Origin of the sequence: Algibacter mikhailovii (assembly GCF_014651495.1) — a bacterium.
Classification (GTDB): domain Bacteria; phylum Bacteroidota; class Bacteroidia; order Flavobacteriales; family Flavobacteriaceae; genus Algibacter_E; species Algibacter_E mikhailovii.
The window spans coordinates 491,840-509,955 of record NZ_BMWZ01000001.1 but is presented as its reverse complement, the minus strand read 5'-3'; the positions used below and the strand labels follow the sequence as shown (position 1 = coordinate 509,955).

The 18,116-nt window shown below is 28.7% G+C and carries 14 protein-coding genes; 2 read left to right on the top strand and 12 right to left on the bottom strand.

All coding sequences use genetic code 11. From position 1 onward, the window contains the following. Positions 1–616: 616 nt before the first annotated feature. The 3 genes from IE051_RS02220 to IE051_RS02210 all read right to left on the bottom strand — a co-directional run bounded on the left by IE051_RS02220 (position 617) and on the right by IE051_RS02210 (position 2,964). On the bottom strand, positions 617–898 hold the full coding sequence (locus IE051_RS02220; protein WP_189359059.1) for a hypothetical protein: 282 nt from the start codon (positions 896–898) through the stop codon (positions 617–619). A gap of 167 nt (positions 899–1,065) precedes the next feature. Further along, positions 1,066–1,287 (bottom strand): hypothetical protein, encoded by a 222-nt coding sequence (locus IE051_RS02215; RefSeq protein ID WP_189359057.1) that lies wholly within the window; start codon positions 1,285–1,287, stop codon positions 1,066–1,068. Positions 1,288–1,809: 522 nt separating this feature from the next. After that, positions 1,810–2,964, bottom strand: a complete 1,155-nt coding sequence (locus IE051_RS02210; protein WP_189359055.1) for a glycosyltransferase family 4 protein — start codon at positions 2,962–2,964, stop codon at positions 1,810–1,812. 774 nt (positions 2,965–3,738) lie between these two features. On the opposite strand from IE051_RS02210, the gene IE051_RS02205 reads away from it, so the two are divergent. Continuing rightward, positions 3,739–4,824 carry a sugar-transfer associated ATP-grasp domain-containing protein gene (locus IE051_RS02205; RefSeq protein ID WP_189359053.1) on the top strand — a complete coding sequence of 362 codons (1,086 nt, stop codon included), beginning with the start codon at positions 3,739–3,741 and terminating at the stop codon, positions 4,822–4,824. 548 nt (positions 4,825–5,372) lie between these two features. Next, on the top strand, positions 5,373–6,473 hold the full coding sequence (locus tag IE051_RS02200) for a glycosyltransferase (protein WP_189359051.1): 1,101 nt from the start codon (positions 5,373–5,375) through the stop codon (positions 6,471–6,473). 413 nt (positions 6,474–6,886) lie between these two features. Here the strand turns inward: IE051_RS02200 and IE051_RS02195 are convergent, their stop codons facing one another. The 9 genes from IE051_RS02195 to IE051_RS02155 all read right to left on the bottom strand — a co-directional run bounded on the left by IE051_RS02195 (position 6,887) and on the right by IE051_RS02155 (position 18,097). Beyond that, positions 6,887–7,975: a glycosyltransferase gene (locus tag IE051_RS02195; RefSeq protein ID WP_189359049.1), complete on the bottom strand. Its 1,089-nt coding sequence runs from the start codon at positions 7,973–7,975 to the stop codon at positions 6,887–6,889. Between the two features lie 139 nt (positions 7,976–8,114). After that, the gene (locus IE051_RS02190; RefSeq protein WP_189359047.1) at positions 8,115–9,095 is read right to left on the bottom strand and encodes an ATP-grasp fold amidoligase family protein; all 981 of its coding nucleotides are present in this window, start codon (positions 9,093–9,095) and stop codon (positions 8,115–8,117) included. 225 nt (positions 9,096–9,320) lie between these two features. Further along, entirely contained in the window at positions 9,321–10,283 is a 963-nt protein-coding gene (locus IE051_RS02185; RefSeq protein ID WP_189359044.1) for an ATP-grasp fold amidoligase family protein, read from the bottom strand. A gap of 125 nt (positions 10,284–10,408) precedes the next feature. Beyond that, positions 10,409–11,557: an O-antigen ligase family protein gene (locus tag IE051_RS02180; protein WP_189359042.1), complete on the bottom strand. Its 1,149-nt coding sequence runs from the start codon at positions 11,555–11,557 to the stop codon at positions 10,409–10,411. Between the two features lies 1 nt (position 11,558). After that, positions 11,559–12,893, bottom strand: coding sequence for a murein biosynthesis integral membrane protein MurJ (gene murJ, locus IE051_RS02175; protein ID WP_229796698.1), 1,335 nt, complete (start codon positions 12,891–12,893; stop codon positions 11,559–11,561). 13 nt (positions 12,894–12,906) lie between these two features. Next, positions 12,907–14,001, bottom strand: a complete 1,095-nt coding sequence (locus IE051_RS02170; protein WP_189359039.1) for a glycosyltransferase family 4 protein — start codon at positions 13,999–14,001, stop codon at positions 12,907–12,909. A gap of 526 nt (positions 14,002–14,527) precedes the next feature. Then, positions 14,528–15,418 carry an LB_356 family protein gene (locus tag IE051_RS02165; RefSeq protein WP_189359037.1) on the bottom strand — a complete coding sequence of 297 codons (891 nt, stop codon included), beginning with the start codon at positions 15,416–15,418 and terminating at the stop codon, positions 14,528–14,530. Between the two features lie 15 nt (positions 15,419–15,433). Next, entirely contained in the window at positions 15,434–16,876 is a 1,443-nt protein-coding gene (locus IE051_RS02160; RefSeq protein WP_189359036.1) for an MBOAT family O-acyltransferase, read from the bottom strand. 105 nt (positions 16,877–16,981) lie between these two features. Continuing rightward, complete coding sequence (locus IE051_RS02155; RefSeq protein WP_189359034.1) at positions 16,982–18,097, bottom strand: sugar-transfer associated ATP-grasp domain-containing protein; 1,116 nt, start codon at positions 18,095–18,097, stop codon at positions 16,982–16,984. Positions 18,098–18,116 lie beyond the last annotated feature (19 nt).

Genomic DNA, 18,116 nt, shown 5'->3' with positions numbered 1-18,116 from the left:
TATAACAGGCTTCTCTAACTTTTTTGAGATGCCTTTTCAGGTTCTTTGAATACTTATTAAATTGTTCTTCTAAAGTTAAATTTAAATCAATATAAACAAGAACACTTACATCCATTATTTCTCCAACAGAATGTAATATTTCTTCTTGACTAGGCAAAAAAGGATTCAACTTGCAAAACGCAGAAATAAAATTATTTTTAAACAAACACTTATTTAATTCTGATTCAAAAATTGAATTATATAATTTATTTAAAACAGGACCTAAGTACCCGTGAACAGTAGTTAAGTCATAATAATCAGTTTCAAATATCCTTCGTTTAAAAAATGGAAAGCCAATTTTAATATCACCGTCATCATAAGTGATTAAAATGGGAGATTCATTCTTCCTTTTTAAAATATTATGGTATTCATATGTATGATAAAAATCAAAATTGACAATTTTCTAAAAAAGAATCCCATTCATTTTTATTTTCAATTAATGTAATCATTGTTTAGTTTTTACTGAGCCAGGTAGTTAAGAATTCCGCCAGTATGCCAGAATAGAATTTTACCCTTTATTTTATTTGTTTTTATATTTTTCCATTCCATAAAAGGCCTTTGCTATATATGTGCTATCTCAAGCAAACCCATATTGCGCAATTGATTCATTAGAAATTTCAAATATTTCATCGTTGTATTTTTGATAACCTTCACACATATATTCATCAAGAACTATGGTGTTTCTATTTTGATATACAATATTGAATCGTACACATAATTCCTTATAAAACTTTGTAACAATTTCTTCAGCCCTTTCTCTGTTTCTACCTACTGAAATACCTATAACTTTGGACGGTAAATGATGCTTGTCTAAGCCGGTCATTATTCCAGCTTGTGTAGATTCTGTTCCAGTTGCCAAAAAAATATAATCAGGAATAATGATTGTTCATTATTAAACACAGAAATGGCATCAATATATGCTTTACCACCCTCGAGAGTATGACCACCGCCTTGTAAGTAATAAGGATTTAATTTTTCCCCTTTATACATTAACATGACTTTATTCATTTCTGCTCCAATAGAACTTCATTCGCAAAAAAAAAGAGAAACTCCTGTATCTCTAATTATTTTGGCATTACCTGATTGTGAAAAAAAGCTTTCTTTATCGCCGTGCAAAACAAGTGTACAATCCAATTTATACATGGCCGAAAATATGGTAACAACTCGGCAACGATTAGATTGTACACCTCCAGAACTTACAATAGCATTAAACTTTTGTTTTAAAATAAATGGTCCAATTAAGTCCATTTCCCACCCTTTATTCTCTCCGCCGAATACAGGATATAAATCATCTCTAATAACTAATAAGTTATTATTTATCTAATCTATATGATCATAAATTTGTTAGATCAATATTTTCTTTTAAAATAGTATTACCTTTTATCAAAGGGTCCGTTCGAAATATTATTACGTTCTTCTCTATTATTTTGCCGATTAAAGAAGCAATATTTTTTTAATTCTATAAACGGTAGTCTTTTTTCTTTAAAAATAAGTAATGATTTTTTTTTATTGTATTATAATTCAAATAATAGTTATTAGGGCTTGATTATTGAAATGTTTTAAAATCAAATTATTAAAGAGAATGCTAAAGGATATTTTTGATATGTAATTATTAAAGTTTATTAATAGCCTAATAGTCATAAATAAGCGTATTCCTTTAGTAGGAATTAATTATTGACAGGAGTTGAAAATGTGCTATAGGAATCATGTATGGGTTGTCTAATTTCCTTGTTTGTAATTGATTTTATTTATATTGAGAAATTGATTATATTAATTTAACTGGTTGTATTCTTTTAGAATAGCTTTCCAAACGACCCGCTGTTCGTAATTTTTTATTATATTTTTTCTGGAAAGTAAACCCATTTCTAATATTTGCTCTTTCTTTGATAAAACAGAAACTAGAGCGTCATATAAAGAATTAGTATCCTTTTTGGGTATTATAAAACCCGTTAATCCTTGCTTAATAATTTCATTACACCCATTTATATCTGAAACAATACATGCTAATTCCATAGCGCAGGCCTGCATTACAACATTAGGAAAACCTTCTCTATAACTGGGAAAAGTAAGAACATCGGATATTGCCAAATATGGTCGTACATCATTGGCCCATCCTGTTTCAATAATATTACTATTTGCCTTTATTTTATTAGTAGTTTCAGGCAGCAGTGGGTCTAACTTTTTTTCTTCTGCACCTACTAAGAGTAATTTAGTGTTATTAAAAGTTTTATTAATTTCACAAAATGCTTCAACAAGTTCATTAATACCTTTATCTCCAACTAAGCGTCCTACAAAAATAAATATAAAATCGTTTTCTGTTATATTCAGTTTTTCTTTCAACTGTTTTTTTAAAGTTTTATCGTAAAGATTTGGATCAAAATGGCTTGTGTCTATTCCATTAGAACTACCTTGACCAATAACCTTTAGCTTAGATTCTTTTGTGAATTTTTCATTCAAAATAATTTTTTTCAAACCAAAAGAATTGGGATAAATTTTAGTCGCGCAGGAATAGGTTAATTTTTCAACATTATTAAGAATGAATCGTTTAAAACCTGTTGCCTCAACCAAAGGTAAGCCAGCAATAGTATGTAACCTATGCGGTACATTGGCTAGTCTAGAAGCTATCATGCCTATGGTGCCTGCTTTTGGAGTATGTGTATGTACGATGTGTGGTTTCTCTAATTTTAAAATTTTATATAAAGCATAAAGTGATTTTAAATCCTTAATAGGAGAAATAGTTCTTGTCATTTCAACATTAGTAACTCGAACACCTTGCTCAATGCCTACCTGTTTTAGTCTGTCATTTTCTCCTTTTGAAGAAACACCAATTACATTATAATAATTGGCCATGAATTTTAATTGATTTTTTAAAAGACCACCCATGGAACCGGGAATTGTTGTGATTCTAATAATTTTCTTTTTCATTGCCTAATAGATGAATTACTAATTATCGACTATATTAGTCAGTTTTCGGTAATAGCATTTTTATATATTTGAATTTTGGTATGCTCAAGTTTTATATTAACATGATATAGGATAAAAGTTAGATCTCGAATATTTTCAATTTCACTAGAAACGGATGCAGCCGTAACATTATCATTTCAAGTTAAACTTTCCATTATTTTATGAGGAGCATCAATAAAAAAGTGAAGACCTTCTTTTAAAATCGTATAGTTAAAATTAATAATTAGCGTCATTATATTGAGCTTAATTTAAGGTTTTTAAATTAGAATAAAAATGAAAGTTTTTTATCTAGTTTCGTTGGAGACAAATATAGTTTTATATTTTTATATTATGTGGGTGTTTATGTTTTTAGTAATTTGTAATATTTTGTTTTTTAATATTCGATTTATTAAGCATAGTTGTATTTTTTTTATCTAATAAGTAATTAGTGATTTTAAAAAAAGCAAGTGGTTATTACTAGAACCAAAAATGCCGAAATAACCTCTTATTTTCTTAACACAATAAAAGAAATTTAAGGAAAAATTTTTCTTTTACAACTGTTGAACTATTTAACTTCTCTTTCACTTTTTCAGTTTTCAAAAATATTCTCTGTTTACTAATATTTAACTTATTTTTGTTGCATATTTAGTTTTGATACCCTTATAAATCTAATTTTAACTGAAATTCATAAGTAGCATATTTTCTTTCCAAAAAAGAAATTTGAAACTGTTTTAAAAGTATTATTCTCAAATTATTATGAAAAAAATCACATTACTTAATGCAAAATATTTTTTTGTTGACCATATTTACTCCCCTATTACTAAATGGCATAAAGAAGGTTTATTAAGAAAAAAGATTAAGGGACTATTGAAAATAAGACCCCAAAATCGTTTGTCGGCTTCACAACAAAAAGAAGTCACATTGTTTTACCAAAAACTGGGAATTGACAAAATAAACACTTCATGGCATAGATTCTATTCAGGGTGTAATGGTCAATTCTCCCCGGCGTATGTACCGGAGAATCTATTTTATATAAACATAGAACCAAAAACAAGTGTGGAGAATTACGTATCTGCATTAGGAGATAAAAATTTGCTGGATATATTATTCGGAGCTGCAAAACAACCAGAAACTATTTTCAAGAACATGAACGGTTTTTTGTATCATAATAATGAACTTATATCGATGTCTGAAGCAATAGAATTGTGTAATACATCTGAAACACTATTTATAAAGCCGACAACCGCAACATGGGGAGGTAAGAATGTTAGGTCGTTCAGTTCTGAAAAGGGGATAACTGATAAAGGAAATGGGATAGAGGAACTTTTTGCGAAATATAAAAAAAATTATATAGTTCAGAAAAAAGTCATACAACACGAATCTATGTCTGCTCTCAATGCAACATCTTTGAATACCTTTAGGATAATGTCATACTTGAACGAAAATGAAGTTACTATTCTTTCGACTATAGTTAGAATGGGAAAGACCGGTTCAGTTACCGATAATGGTACTACAGGCGGTATCTCTTGTGGTGTTCAAAGTGACGGTAGCTTGAACAAGGTAGGTTTTCAATTATCGGGAGAAAGTATTTTAGAAACCGATTCAGGAATAAAATTCGCCGATATAAAAGTACCTTTTGTAGAAAAAATGAAGCAAACCGTTAAGACCCTTCACAAAATCTCTCCTTTTTTTAAAATTATTTCATGGGATTTAGCGATAGATAATATGGGAGATGTTATTTTGATAGAATATAATATTGATGGCCAGGGTATCAATATTCATCAGCTGAACAACGGACCAGTTTTGGCGCCTTTGCTCAATGAAATTAAAAATAATGGATAGGGGATATTTTGAAATCTTTGCCTATTATTTAGCTGAAACTTAAATGCGAATGATTAAAGGGCAAAAAAGCTCTTTTGGTTAATACAGTGTGTAAAATTTTCTCAGTCTTTTAGAGAGGATAATTGGAATTTGTTCTAGACAAATTGATAGTTAGTATATATGCTTTTAGGAAGGAGTGATTTTAATTTAATTAATGAAGCTATTGTTAGATTAATACGTTTATTAAGATGATTTTTATTTTAATAATGGCATGACTAACAGTTTTGAAGTTGAACAATGGGATACTCAAGTAGTTTTTTACTATTAGAGGCCAAAACAATCGCCTGAAAAGCGTTCCTACACTTAGCTTCTATTATTTGAAAATAAGGAGAAATTATTGAAATTGTTTAAAATGAAATAAAGAGTTTTATTACGGCTGTTAAGCCTCAATTTTTAACAAAAATAAAACGTATTTTTGAAAAAATGATTTTACAAAATCTTTATAGCAGATTTTAAAAAATATTGAATGAATTTAGGTCAAAATTATAAAATAATTAAATAAAATCTAATTGAAAATTCTACAAATAATTAATTCGCTTACTGCAGGAGGAGCAGAAAAACTTTTAGTAAATGCAGTCATAAAATATAGAGAACAGGGTTTAAAGGTGGATATATTGTTATTGCGAAGCGGGGATTCACCTTTTTTAGAAATACTTTCAGAGTATAATGATATAAAAATTTATTCCCTAGGAGAAGAAAATAATGTCTATTCAATAAAAAATATTTGGAAAATAAAGAAGTATATTAAGCATTATGATGTTGTACATGTTCATTTGTTTCCGTCATTATATTGGGTTGCGATAGCAGATATGTTAACTTCTTCTAAAAAAAAATATAAATTAGTTTTCACGGAACACAATACGACGAATAGAAGACGAAGTTCAAAAATTTTAACGTTTTTTGATAAATTACTATATCATAGGTATGATAATATAATAAGTATATCCGATTCAGTTGATTTAAGCTTGAAAGAGCATCTTGGAAAGGGGTTTGGAAATATCTCCAAAATATATAACGGTATAGATTTAGAGGAAATTAATTTGGCCCTAGCATATTCAAGAAAGGACATTAATTTCAATGATAATCAAAAATTAATATTACAAGTTTCAAGCTTTACGCCTCAAAAAAACCAACTAACACTTATAAAATCTTTAAAACATTTACCTGATTATTTTACTTTAATATTGGTTGGTGATGGTCCTTTGAGATCCGAATGTGAAAAAGCTACCAAAGAACTAGATTTAGCAGATAGAGTTCTTTTTTTGGGGATAAGGAATGATGTACCAAAATTATTAAAAACTGTCGATGTAATTGTACTTTCATCACATTACGAAGGCTTATCTTTATCGAGTGTTGAAGCATTAGCGTCGGGGAAACCTTTTGTTGCGTCAGACGTGCCAGGTTTGACAGAAGTTGTAGAAGGTGCCGGTTTATTATTTGAAGATAATGATGAGAAAACACTGGCTAATCATATTATTGAATTAAGCACAAATGCTGTTTTCTATAAGAAAACTGTTGATGACTGTCTTGAAAGATCTAAAAAATTCAACATAAAAACTATGGCAGCAAATTATATTAGTTTATTCAAATCTAAACCTAAATTACTATAAATTAAAATGCCCTTTTGTATGTTCTTACTATATTAGAATATTTTTATGGTTTTACGATAACTAAAGAAATATTATTTGCATAAGTCGAAATAGGTTAAAATGTTAGGGTCTATTATTATGTTTTTAGACTTTTAGATACTTTATTACCAACTCTATTTGCTGGTTTTGATTGTGCCAATTAAATTTAGTATGTTTTAAAATTGTTTTCTGTAAAGTTTTGGGGATTGCTCGCAAAAAGAGGCTTTTATTTTTATTTACAGAATTTTCGAGGTATTTTGTAAAAGGAAAGCCTACACAATTATTTTATAAATGACATAACTTTTTTCAAGTTGTAATTTTTGAGAAAATTTTACTAACAAAATATAATGGAATTAATCTCATGAATTTCACACAAAATTTTTTGAAAGTAAGAATTAAGGAGTAATTTTGCTGAATAATGTTTCGTATTGATCTATTATTTTATTTTTGCTAAATTTAAATTTAACGGATTCACTAATTTTTGTTGGGATAAAAGTCGATGAAGAAGTCAAACATTTTAAAAAATACTCTTCACTTTCAGCGAGATATCCGTTCTCTTTATGAGTTATTATTTCTTTTGTACCTCCAGGAACATTAAAGGCTATAACTGGAGTTCCAACTAAGCAACTTTCAAGTGCCGTGTTTGGAAAACCTTCAACATAAGAACCTTGTAAGAAATAGTCATTTAAGGCTATATATTTTGAAACTTCAGAAGTGAACGGAATATAAGTTATTTTTTCATTTAAATTGTACTTATCGATCGCAGCAAAAACCTCCTCTTTATACGGACCATCTCCTATAATAGTATAGTGAAAAGGAAATTTCAACTTGGATAATATTCTAAGAATTCTTTTATGCCCTTTTTCTTTGCTAAGTCGGCCAACAGTAATATATCTGGTTATTCCTGTATTGCTATTAGTTTCTTTTTTAACGGGGTAATTTTGCGTTATTGGATTGTTTATAATTACGATCTTATTTTTATTTATTTTATAGATATTCATGAAATCATCAGCCATATCCCGAGACTGACACACAATGATATTAATAAACTTGTAACTTAAATGAGGTAAAAAAGAATGTAGTTTATTAGAGTTTTTATGTTTGGATCCAAATTTACTCATAAAGGAAACTACACTAGCCTCTCTTATTATAAACTTAGTTTTTAAAAAAAAGAGAGACATTATTCCCATAATGGTATTTAAATGGCTAATTGAACTTAACACTATATGAGGTCGATGTTTTAATAAAAACAGAAAAAGTGCTGGGATAGCGTTTAGAACACGATCTTTGTCTAAATATATTACTGGTGTTTTTTCAATTTTGTAGGCAGCATCTTTTTTAGACCCTATAATTAATAAAGTGCTTTCAAATTTTTTATTATCAATATTCTGAGCGACAAAAGAAATAACACGTTGGGCGCCGCCAGCAGTAAGTGTAGGTAAAACAAATAATACCTTTTTTCTATAATTAAATTTATTATTCATCTTTTTTATTAATGTTAAATGCTTATTCCCTAAAAATTAAAATAGGAGAATGGAATACTATTATTTAAAGCTTCTCTTTTTTTGGATGCATAGACTCTTAAACAGAAAGAACTTATATAGTATTTGTTCCTCTTAAGGTTTATTTATCTTCATCTTGTTTCATAGGTAGGATAACTTTTTGTCCCAATATTTCATCATATTTTTCGGGAAGTATCGGCCTATTACCTCCATCATGATGAAATGTTAATTCTCCAAAATAAAGTTTACCATCTACATCATACCAATCTACCCTTACATAACAGAAAGGTTTAGATAATTTTTCAGAAAGAACTATCATTTCATCAAGAGTTAATGGTTTATCAACGTCTTCATCTGAAGGGTCAGTTTTTTTTCCTTCTCCTTTTGAAGAAGACCAAGCGTATGGTTCTCTTTGCCATTTTGCATTGTACCAATTTCTATAATGATCATCTGAATCACGACCAACATCTACCGAAATCATATTAACTTTACCATTAAAACAATGAACTTTATAGTCATTAGGAATATTTCCGTTTCTGTCCAACAAAAGTTTTTCTACAATAATACAGGGTTCAATGTTTTTATATTGCCATTGTTTACTTTGTGGATAATAATTTTTACTTAGTCTTCTCCTAAGACTAGTTCTGACTTTATGCCATTCAATATTTTCTTTGTTCTTTACAAAAACACCACCGTCGCTATCATGATTCGCTTTGATAATAAAAGGCGGTTCTGGTAAATTTTCGGGAACAATATCTTCAGGTCTTTTTGTTTGATAATATAAGGGCACTAAATATTTATTGCCAATTTTTTCTTTAATATAGTTGCGTACAGCGTATTTGTCTGCACAAATGGTATGAAGAGGTGTTCTATCATGAAGTTCTAACCAAACAATTTTTTCATTGAGAGTTCTTGGATTATCTAGATCTATTTCCCGTTTATGGTGTTTTTTAAACCTTCTTTTTAGCACCATTTTTTCAGGTAAAAGATAATAACTCGGAAAGTAATATATTTTTAATAATAAGGATATTGGATAATATCCAATCTTGGAGTTTTTTATGGCATAATATGCAACCTTTATGTTATCTATAATTTTTTTCATTTTAATCTATAAAATTAAGTAGTTAATAATCTCTATGTTTTTTACATATTTTAGACTTGGGATTTGAAATAGTAATATCCAAAAGTAATGCGTTTATAATTCTTATAATCATAATTTTTATTGTTGTTCTCTACAGGAAGTTCTTTCTTACTTAGGCTCTCAATAGGGCAAGCATACATCTTATTAATGAAACAGATGTTCCAAGTATTATAATTTAGTCATGATTTAATGATTGTCCATTTGTTTTTTTGGTAAAATGACTTTTTGTCCTAACATTTCATCATATTTTTCAGGTAGAATAGGCTTCATGCCCCCATCATGATGGAACGTTAATTCTCCAAAATATAATTTGCCATCTACATCATACCAATCAACCCTTACATAACAGAAAGGTTTAGATAATTTTTCAGAAAGAACTATCATTTCATCAAGAGTTAATGGTTTATCAACGTCTTCATCTGAAGGGTCAGTTTTTTTTCCTTCTCCTTTTGAAGAAGACCATGCATATGGTTCTCTTTGCCATTCTGCATTGTACCAATTTCTATAATGATCATCTGAATCACGACCAACATCTACTGAAATCATATTAACTTTGCCATTAAAACAATGAACTTTATAGTCATTAGGAATATTTCCGTTTTTATCTATCAGAAGCTTTTCCACTATAATGCAAGGATCTATATTTTTGTATTGCCATTCTTTACTTTGTGGATAATAATTCTTTTTTAATCGTTTTTTAAGACTAGATCTAGTTTCATTCCAATCAATTTTAGTCTTATCATAAACAAATACCCCACCAGAGCTATCGTGATTAGTTTTTATTATTAATGGGAAGTTGGGTAAATTCTCAGGAGTTATGTCCTTCACATTTTTAGTCATGTACAACAGTGGTACTAAATAATTATCGCCAATCGTTTCTTCAATGTAAGCCCTTACACCATATTTATCAGCACAAATAGTGTGCAAAGGTGTCCTGTCATACAGTTTTAACCAGATAATCTTCTCATTCAACGTTTTTGGCTTGTTTAAATCTATTTTTCTACCATATCTACGCTCAAAAATATCTGTTAAGTATTTTTTTTCAGGTTTAATATAGTGTAAATAAAAAGTATTTACGCGAATAAGTTTTGATATAATATAATGTCCAACTGTTGTTTTTTTGTATAAATATTTTAGTGAATTTTTCATTTCATTAAATTTTTGATGAGTTTGTTTTTCCAAGATCAAGTAACTCTTCGCCTGTCATAAAAAATTATTAAACGTTGACAATTATATGAAGGTTAAGGTTAGCAACAAATAAATATGATTTTCTTCTAAGATAATAAGGTTGGTTTATTTACATTAATCTGTCTGTTTTCTAGATTCTGAAAATTTAAATACAAAAATATCATCATAAATATCAGCTTAAAATTATCAAAACCAGTATGCGCCACCAGTAAACCTGATGTAATAGTAATTGTTAAAAATAAAAAAGATAAATTATTTTTATAATGCTTAATAGCCTTGGTTATTAGGAAAAAGACAATCCATAAAATAATGAAAAAAGGAATTATACCAGCTTCACCAAGTATGAGTAAATAAAAATTATGAACTCCAGCTGTTAACCCAAAATGATTACCATGCAATTTAGGATACCCATTTCCAAAAAAAGGTTTGTCCAATATAATGTCAGTGTAGGTGGCCCAAGTCTCGGTTCTACTATCATTACTTATTACTTTTGTTTTAACTTTTTCATCATTAAAAAGACTTTCAAGAGCACCAAATCTAGATGAATTAAGTGATATGGTACCTGAAACCAGAACAAAAATAAGAGCTATTGAACCCAAAACAGGCGTAACTAAATTTTTTCTATTCATAACTACCGCAATAATATTGATAAGTACCCAAATTAAAATAAAGTATCTGGACATGGTTAATAGTCCCGCTAAAGAAAAAAGAAGTTGACCAAATAGTTTGAGTTTAGTGTTTTTTATAATATAGCTTAGACTAAAGCCATAAAGACAAATAGAACCTGCTGCATTCGGGTTTAAATAGAAACCACTGTACCTGCCATAGTTCTCTGTGCCCATTATAAAAGTATTTGAAAAAAAAACAGCATGAATAAGAATACTACCTGCCCCGAAAAGAAAGAGAATATATATTTCTTCTATTTTAGTGTCTTTGACCAATTCTGTAAAGCATAATACAACCAGTATATACTTAATATAATTTTTAAGAAAATCGTCAATACTAACTTGTGTAAAATTAAGTCCACCTATAGTGTAATATGAAATTCCAAGGAGTAAGAAAGGGAAAAGTGGCTTGCCATAATCTTCAACAAATAATATGAAATAAACTAGTAATAAAAAAATTGTTAAATAACTAACAATACCTCCTATAACCGGGCTTATAAAAAAAAGTGAAAACGTATCGAAATTCCACAAAACAAAGATAAGTATGAGTATTCTTAATATTTTTTTCAAACTAATTTATTTTGTGTTTAAGATTTAAAGTGTATTTATATAATATTGATGTTCTTATTATCATAACCCCAGTAGTAGCAAGAGCAATGCCGTAAAGGCCATAATATTTCATAAAAATTAAATCAAAAACGACATTAAGGGAAACACCAATTAACGATACCAATGCCATAAAATTATTTTCATTCAAACTGGTTAAGAATTTTACTATAACCATACCACATACAGCAAAGGGAGTGTAAATTAAAAATATAATTTGTATTTGAGAAACTGTTTTTGTGTTTTCTGCTGTAAATTCCCCGTGTTCAAATAGCAGTTCAATTATCCACGGAGTTACAATAATGAGGAGAACGGCTGCAGATGATGTGATTAGAAACAGGTATTTTAAAGCCGAAAAAAGCTTTTTAAAGGCCGATTTTTTATCTTCAATAACGATCTTTGAAAAATGTGGGAGTAAAACTTTACCAAGCGATACTATTAGTATAGAAGTAAGAAAAAGAGGGACTTTAAGCCCATAATTTAAAGCAGCTATGGAACCAATAGCTAATTTCGCTGCGAAATATTGATCTGTTGCGGGTATAAGACCTGTTAAAAACCCAGAAGAAACTTTTGCTGGGACTTGTTTTAACATTGTTTTTATATTTGGATTATTAAAATCAGGTTTAGATAATTTAATTATATTTTTTTTGTACGCTATATACAGTAAAAATAGAAAATTGATAAAAGCGCCAATTAGTGAACTGACTGCTAGTACTTTTTGTCCTAATTGATCTTTAAAAAAATAAATACAAACAATAAATGTTATAGGAGTGATAACACCAATTAGTGTTGGTTTACTAAATTCATTATTAACGTATAATAACCCTCTTAATAATGAACCCAATCCCCAAATAAAGATACATGGAACTACATAATAAAATTGTAACTTAATTAATTCATAGTAGGAAGCTGAATGACCACTGAAAAAATTTTCAAGAAAAAAATCAGTAAATAATACGGCTATTAAGGTAAAAATACTGGATACAGATAATGTAATTATAAAACCAGTTGATTGAAAAGCTTTTAAATCGGTCTCAGTCTTGGATGCCTGAATATAGTTTGGGATAAAAACACTTCCAAAAGCACCAATAAATACATTATTAATAAAACCTGGAATAAGCATTGCAATAAAATAAGTATCTAATAATTCAGATAATCCAAAAGATGAAGACACAACCGTTTCTTTGTAGAAACTTAGCAACTTAACAACTATAGTTAAGCCTCCTACTAAAAGAATATTTTTTAGCACAGTGCTTTTTGAGTAATTCAGCACCTGTTTCTTCAAATCAAAATAATTCATTTTGGTGTTTTTTCTAATTTAGTAATTTTTCAAATAAACCAATCCACTCCAAAGTAACAGCATCAGCTTTATAGGATTGCACGCTTTTACGAGCATTGCTTCCAAACTTGTCTCTTAAGTTTTTATTTTGAATGAGACTTGATAAACAATGCTCCAACTGTTTTTGATCACCCATTGGTATTAGATAGCCATTATGATTATTATTTATTAATTTTGAAGGACCTGTGGGACAGTCTGTAGAGATACATGGCAATCCAAAATGCATAGCTTCTGTTAGTGCATTTGGGAATCCTTCAAAAATGGATGTGAAAGCAAATATTTTAGATTTATTATAATAATGAGCTATATCTTTTGAACGACCCATTAGCTCTACTTTTTTCTTTAAATTCAACTCATCGATTAATGCTTCATAGTTTTTTTGCTTTTCTCCTTTCCCAATTATTATTAATTTCCAATTTTCATTTTCTATATTGGCAAAAGCTCTAATCAAAACATCTTGCGCTTTTTGACTTGATAATCGTCCAATGTTTAAAATGATGTTTTCTTTCTTAAATTCGACATCACGAGCTTCAGATAGTTCTGGTGAAATGGGATTTTTTAAAATAACTATTTTGTTGCTTTCAAGTATGGATTCAAATTCAGCTTTAATTTCAGTAGTTTGAACGACTAAAAAACTTGCCTTTCGGTATAAGAAATTTCTTATAACCCGGTTTGAAAGTTTAGTGCTTGATTTTTTCGAATAAATCCTTTGGCTAATTATACAAGGAATATTATTTTTTCGAGACGCTAAAATCGCTAAATTATTCGCACCCGTCATAAAACCTATGGCTAAATTTATTTTTTCTTTTTTTAAGTAACCAGATATAGTTTTATATAGAGAATAATTGCCTTTTAATGCTTGAAAAATATTATTACTTGGTTTATATGCTTCCCGGCAAAAATACAACTTAACTCGAGTGTTAAGCTTGTAAAAAGGTTCACATTTTGTGAGTAATATAATATGAACGTCGTAGTTCTCTACAAGTTCATTTGAAAGTGTTGTGACTACACGTTCTGCACCTCCTGCACCCAGTGTTCCAATAATAAACGAAATTTTATTTTTACTCATGGTTATATTTGATCAGTGTTCTTTTTTAGAGGGCAATGAAATTAATTCGTGAAACTATGACTATTATTTAATTAAAATCAATTCTAAATTCGAAAATCTTTTGTAAAGATGAAAAAAGAGGTAAATTTCTACTTATTTTTTCGTCAATCGATTAAAATATTCGGTTTAATGTCTCGTAAGTTTTTAAATAATATTAAGGGACATTTCATATCTCGAATAACTTGCAATATGTTATTAAAATTTTGTTGTTACATTTTTTTTTCTGGTATAACAGAATTCGATAAAATGGCATACTTCAGAACCTTCGGAAGACTTACATGATAATTAATTACTTAAACATATGAAAAATTCAAATTCATAAATAGTGTTCATAAATTGGAGGTTCGTTATTCCAATCCTGTTAAAATTATTGAAGCATACCGATTACCATTCTAGTTAGCTCCTTTTAAGATATTTTGGATTATATATAAAATCTGGTTGTTGTCAAACTTGAGGTAAAAGGAACTATAACACATTCAGAAATACATTAATTATCATCCAATTTTTTCATTAAGTATGATGTAAATAATTTAGCTCCCTTGTCATTTAAATGGTCCAAATCCTGGAAATAACCATCAGAAAGATCAAATTTAGAGCAATTAAAAAATTTAAACTGAGATAGGCTTGAACTATAAAATTCATCTAATAATTGAAATTCGTTTTCTTTTCTTTTGGTGTATTCAGGGTGTAAAGGTGTACTAACAAAGATTAGTTCAATATTGTTTTTGTTACAGAAATCAACAATTTTAAACAAATATTCAGTTTCTATTTTTGAATATTCTAGAACCCTTTGTTTCTTACTCTTTTTAATACGATTAATGGCTTCCTTTAAGCTATTTCTTTGAGAAGATTGAAACCTTCCTAAATCTCTTTCCTTTAAAGCACCTCCCTTAATTATCAGTTTTATTGAATATTTTGGAGATTCAATAAAACCTTGTATGACTCCTGAAGGATTTGATTTAAATAAAAACAAAAATTCAGAGAAATTCATTAAATCCATATAAATTCTTAATTTACTTTTAATACGGGAAGTATTAAAAAGCCATCTATCTTCGTATTCAATAAACAAATTATGATTTGACAATCCTAATAGAACTTTATCAATCTGTGGATTTTCTTTTTTTATTTTTCTTAATTTCAAATATGAGTAAAAATAAGAATCGGCACTATGTGATAAATTGAGACTTGTTGTAAAAATATTATCATCAATAGCGTGTTCTGTGTGAGAATCGCCTAATATTAAAATATTTTGTTCTTTGTTTATTTTGTAACCATTATAGAAATGATTTATCAGGAAGGAATTAAATATTAGAGCGCTCAGGCATATTAATAAAAATAGTCCTAATAACTTCAAACAATTACTAAAGAAATTTTTCATGACAATAATGAATTATTAGAATTGGAAATAAATAAAATCTTGCTGAGAACCTCCAAACCAAAATATGGTAAAAAATATAATTAAATAAAAACTCCTACGAAGGTAACTTGGAATATTAGTGTTTTGCAATTCTAAAGTATGTTCTTTTTCTCTTTGGAGCCATTCAATGAACACCAAAACAAAAATAAAGCATAATGTTATTAACCAATTATTAAATTTATCAGGAACAGTAAAAATACTATTATTAAAAATCCCTTTTAAATAAAGAAAAGCATCCGCAACACTAGGCGCCCTAAAAAACACCCATGCGATCATTGTGAGTAAAAAAGTAAAAACAATTTGCCTAAACTCAACAAAAGTTGGAAACAAGCGTCCTTCAGCTACATTGTTGGTGTTAACTCTGTTTTTTTTCATTAACATTATAGGAATAAAGTATAAAGCATTTAGAGCTCCCCAGATGATAAAAGTCCAATTGGCTCCATGCCAAAACCCGCTTACAATAAAGATTATAAATACATTTGTAACCTTTTTTACTAACCCGCCCTTACTTCCACCAAGAGGAATATATAAATAATCTCTAAACCAAGTAGATAGAGATATATGCCAACGCCTCCAAAATTCAGCAATATCTCTAGAAAAATAGGGGAATGCAAAGTTTCTCATCAAATTAAAACCAAACAAACGAGACGTTCCAATGGCAATATCCGAATAACCAGAAAAATCCCCATAAATTTGAAAAGTAAAAAACATAGCTCCAAAAAATAGGGTACTTGCCGAATTATCAGAATAATTATCAAAAATTTGATTGGCAAAAGTTGCACAGTTATCTGCGATCACTACTTTTTTAAAAAGACCCCAAAGAATTTGTCTCATTCCATCTACGGCATGAGAATAGACAAACTTTCTTTTTTTATAAAATTGCGGAAGTAGATTTGAGGCTCTTTCTATTGGGCCCGCAACAAGCTGAGGAAAAAAACTAACAAAAGCGAGAAACGATATAATGTCTTTTGTTGGTTCCAACTTTTTCTTGTAAACATCAATAGTATAGCTAAGGGTTTGAAAAGTATAAAAACTAATTCCTACAGGCAAAATGATATTAAGTCCTTGAATACTTATCTTATTGCCAAATAAACTAAATGCATCTATAAAATTTTCAAGAAAAAAATTGTAATATTTAAAAAAACCTAAAAAACCTAGATTAACAAACAAACTTAAAAGTAATAGAGCTTTACGCTTTCTTTTTTCTTCATATTTACTAAGCCCTAAACCTATGGAGTAATCTAGCAAACTACTAAAAATAATTAGAGCCAAAAATCTATAATCCCACCAACCATAAAATAGATAACTAGCTATAATTATTAATAGGTTTTGTGATTTTAAATTTCTTTGTGTTACAAACCAATAAAGGAGAAAAACAATGGGCAAAAAAATTGCAAAATCTATAGAATTAAATAGCATAGTAACTGATCATTTTAAAGGTTATGATAATTGGTTTGCATAACTAATTTTGACTATAATTTTAATGTGCTAGAACAGTTATGGGTTCTTTACAAAGGCATCAGGTTAGTCTTTTATTTTGCTAGACTCTTCAAGAATATCTTTTAATACAGGACCATTGTTTAACTGATGAATATTTACACCTTGCCCATGTATATTATATTCGACAAAGACTAATTGACCCGATTCATCAACGGCCAAGTCCCAAGAAATCAATCGAAAATAGGGCACTTTTTTATGCATTTTGTTAACCAAAGTGTTAATTTCGTTAATAAATGGAAGTGTTATTTGATTGAATGGAATTCCAGCATCGGTACTTGTATGAGCGCCTCCAGTATTATTTTCAAATCCGATAGCGTTAAGTGTGCCGTCTTCATTAACACCACAAGCAATACCTCCTGTCGCTGAATTGTCAGTTATAGAGCCTTCCTTACCCATACGTACTACAATAGATAGAATTTGTACAGAGGTGCCCTTTAAAAAACTCATTACCCTAAAAGTGTTTAAAGAAGTACTATTTAACTGTTTCATTTTAGGATGTTGTTTTACTATTTTTTGTACAATAAAATCCTTATCATAATTTTTAAAAAGTTTGTCAATACTAAAATCCTTATAATCAGTATCACCGTTATGAGTATAAAAAACATTAACATTTTTACCGCCTCCAGCTTCTATAGTTGGTTTAATAATTAATTTTTGATTTTCACATTTTTTATGGGCTATTTCTTTAGTAATTAGATTTTCGCAGTCGTAATAAAATCCATTAATATTTTTTATAACGGTTTTAGGTTGTTTTATATCTTTAAAAATAGTGTCCAGTAAGTTTTTATCAGCTAAAGCTTTGGTTAAATTGGTTTTATTTAAACGTGGTTCAATTTTCATATAAAATAAATCCTCAGGAACATAACTGACAGAAAATTGTTTATTGGAATTCGTATAAAACCTATGCCAATTAAAGTTAATATGGCCAAAACCCAGATTTTTATAATATCCAATAATTTTATCTTCCTGTTCCCTTGATAATTTATTGGCAGCACTTATGTCAATTAATTTTTTTGACTTGTTTTTCCATTTTGCAGCATGTGATAACTTCGTAAAATAGTTATAGGCCTTCAAAGATGAATAAATCAAAATAGAATTTAAGTACGTTAAATTAGCTATGTCTTTTATACCTTTTTTCATAGTTTAATACTTTTAACAA

Coding starts and splice junctions, on each gene's coding strand:
- IE051_RS02170 (WP_189359039.1), bottom strand. CDS start 14,001: ATGAGTAAAAATAAAATTTCGTTTATTATTGGAACACTGGGTGCAGGA.
- murJ (WP_229796698.1), bottom strand. CDS start 12,893: ATGAATTATTTTGATTTGAAGAAACAGGTGCTGAATTACTCAAAAAGC.
- IE051_RS02205 (WP_189359053.1), top strand. CDS start 3,739: ATGAAAAAAATCACATTACTTAATGCAAAATATTTTTTTGTTGACCAT.
- IE051_RS02160 (WP_189359036.1), bottom strand. CDS start 16,876: ATGCTATTTAATTCTATAGATTTTGCAATTTTTTTGCCCATTGTTTTT.
- IE051_RS02185 (WP_189359044.1), bottom strand. CDS start 10,283: ATGAAAAATTCACTAAAATATTTATACAAAAAAACAACAGTTGGACAT.
- IE051_RS02210 (WP_189359055.1), bottom strand. CDS start 2,964: ATGAAAAAGAAAATTATTAGAATCACAACAATTCCCGGTTCCATGGGT.
- IE051_RS02165 (WP_189359037.1), bottom strand. CDS start 15,418: ATGAAAAATTTCTTTAGTAATTGTTTGAAGTTATTAGGACTATTTTTA.
- IE051_RS02190 (WP_189359047.1), bottom strand. CDS start 9,095: ATGAAAAAAATTATAGATAACATAAAGGTTGCATATTATGCCATAAAA.
- IE051_RS02155 (WP_189359034.1), bottom strand. CDS start 18,097: ATGAAAAAAGGTATAAAAGACATAGCTAATTTAACGTACTTAAATTCT.
- IE051_RS02215 (WP_189359057.1), bottom strand. CDS start 1,287: ATGGACTTAATTGGACCATTTATTTTAAAACAAAAGTTTAATGCTATT.
- IE051_RS02195 (WP_189359049.1), bottom strand. CDS start 7,975: ATGAATAATAAATTTAATTATAGAAAAAAGGTATTATTTGTTTTACCT.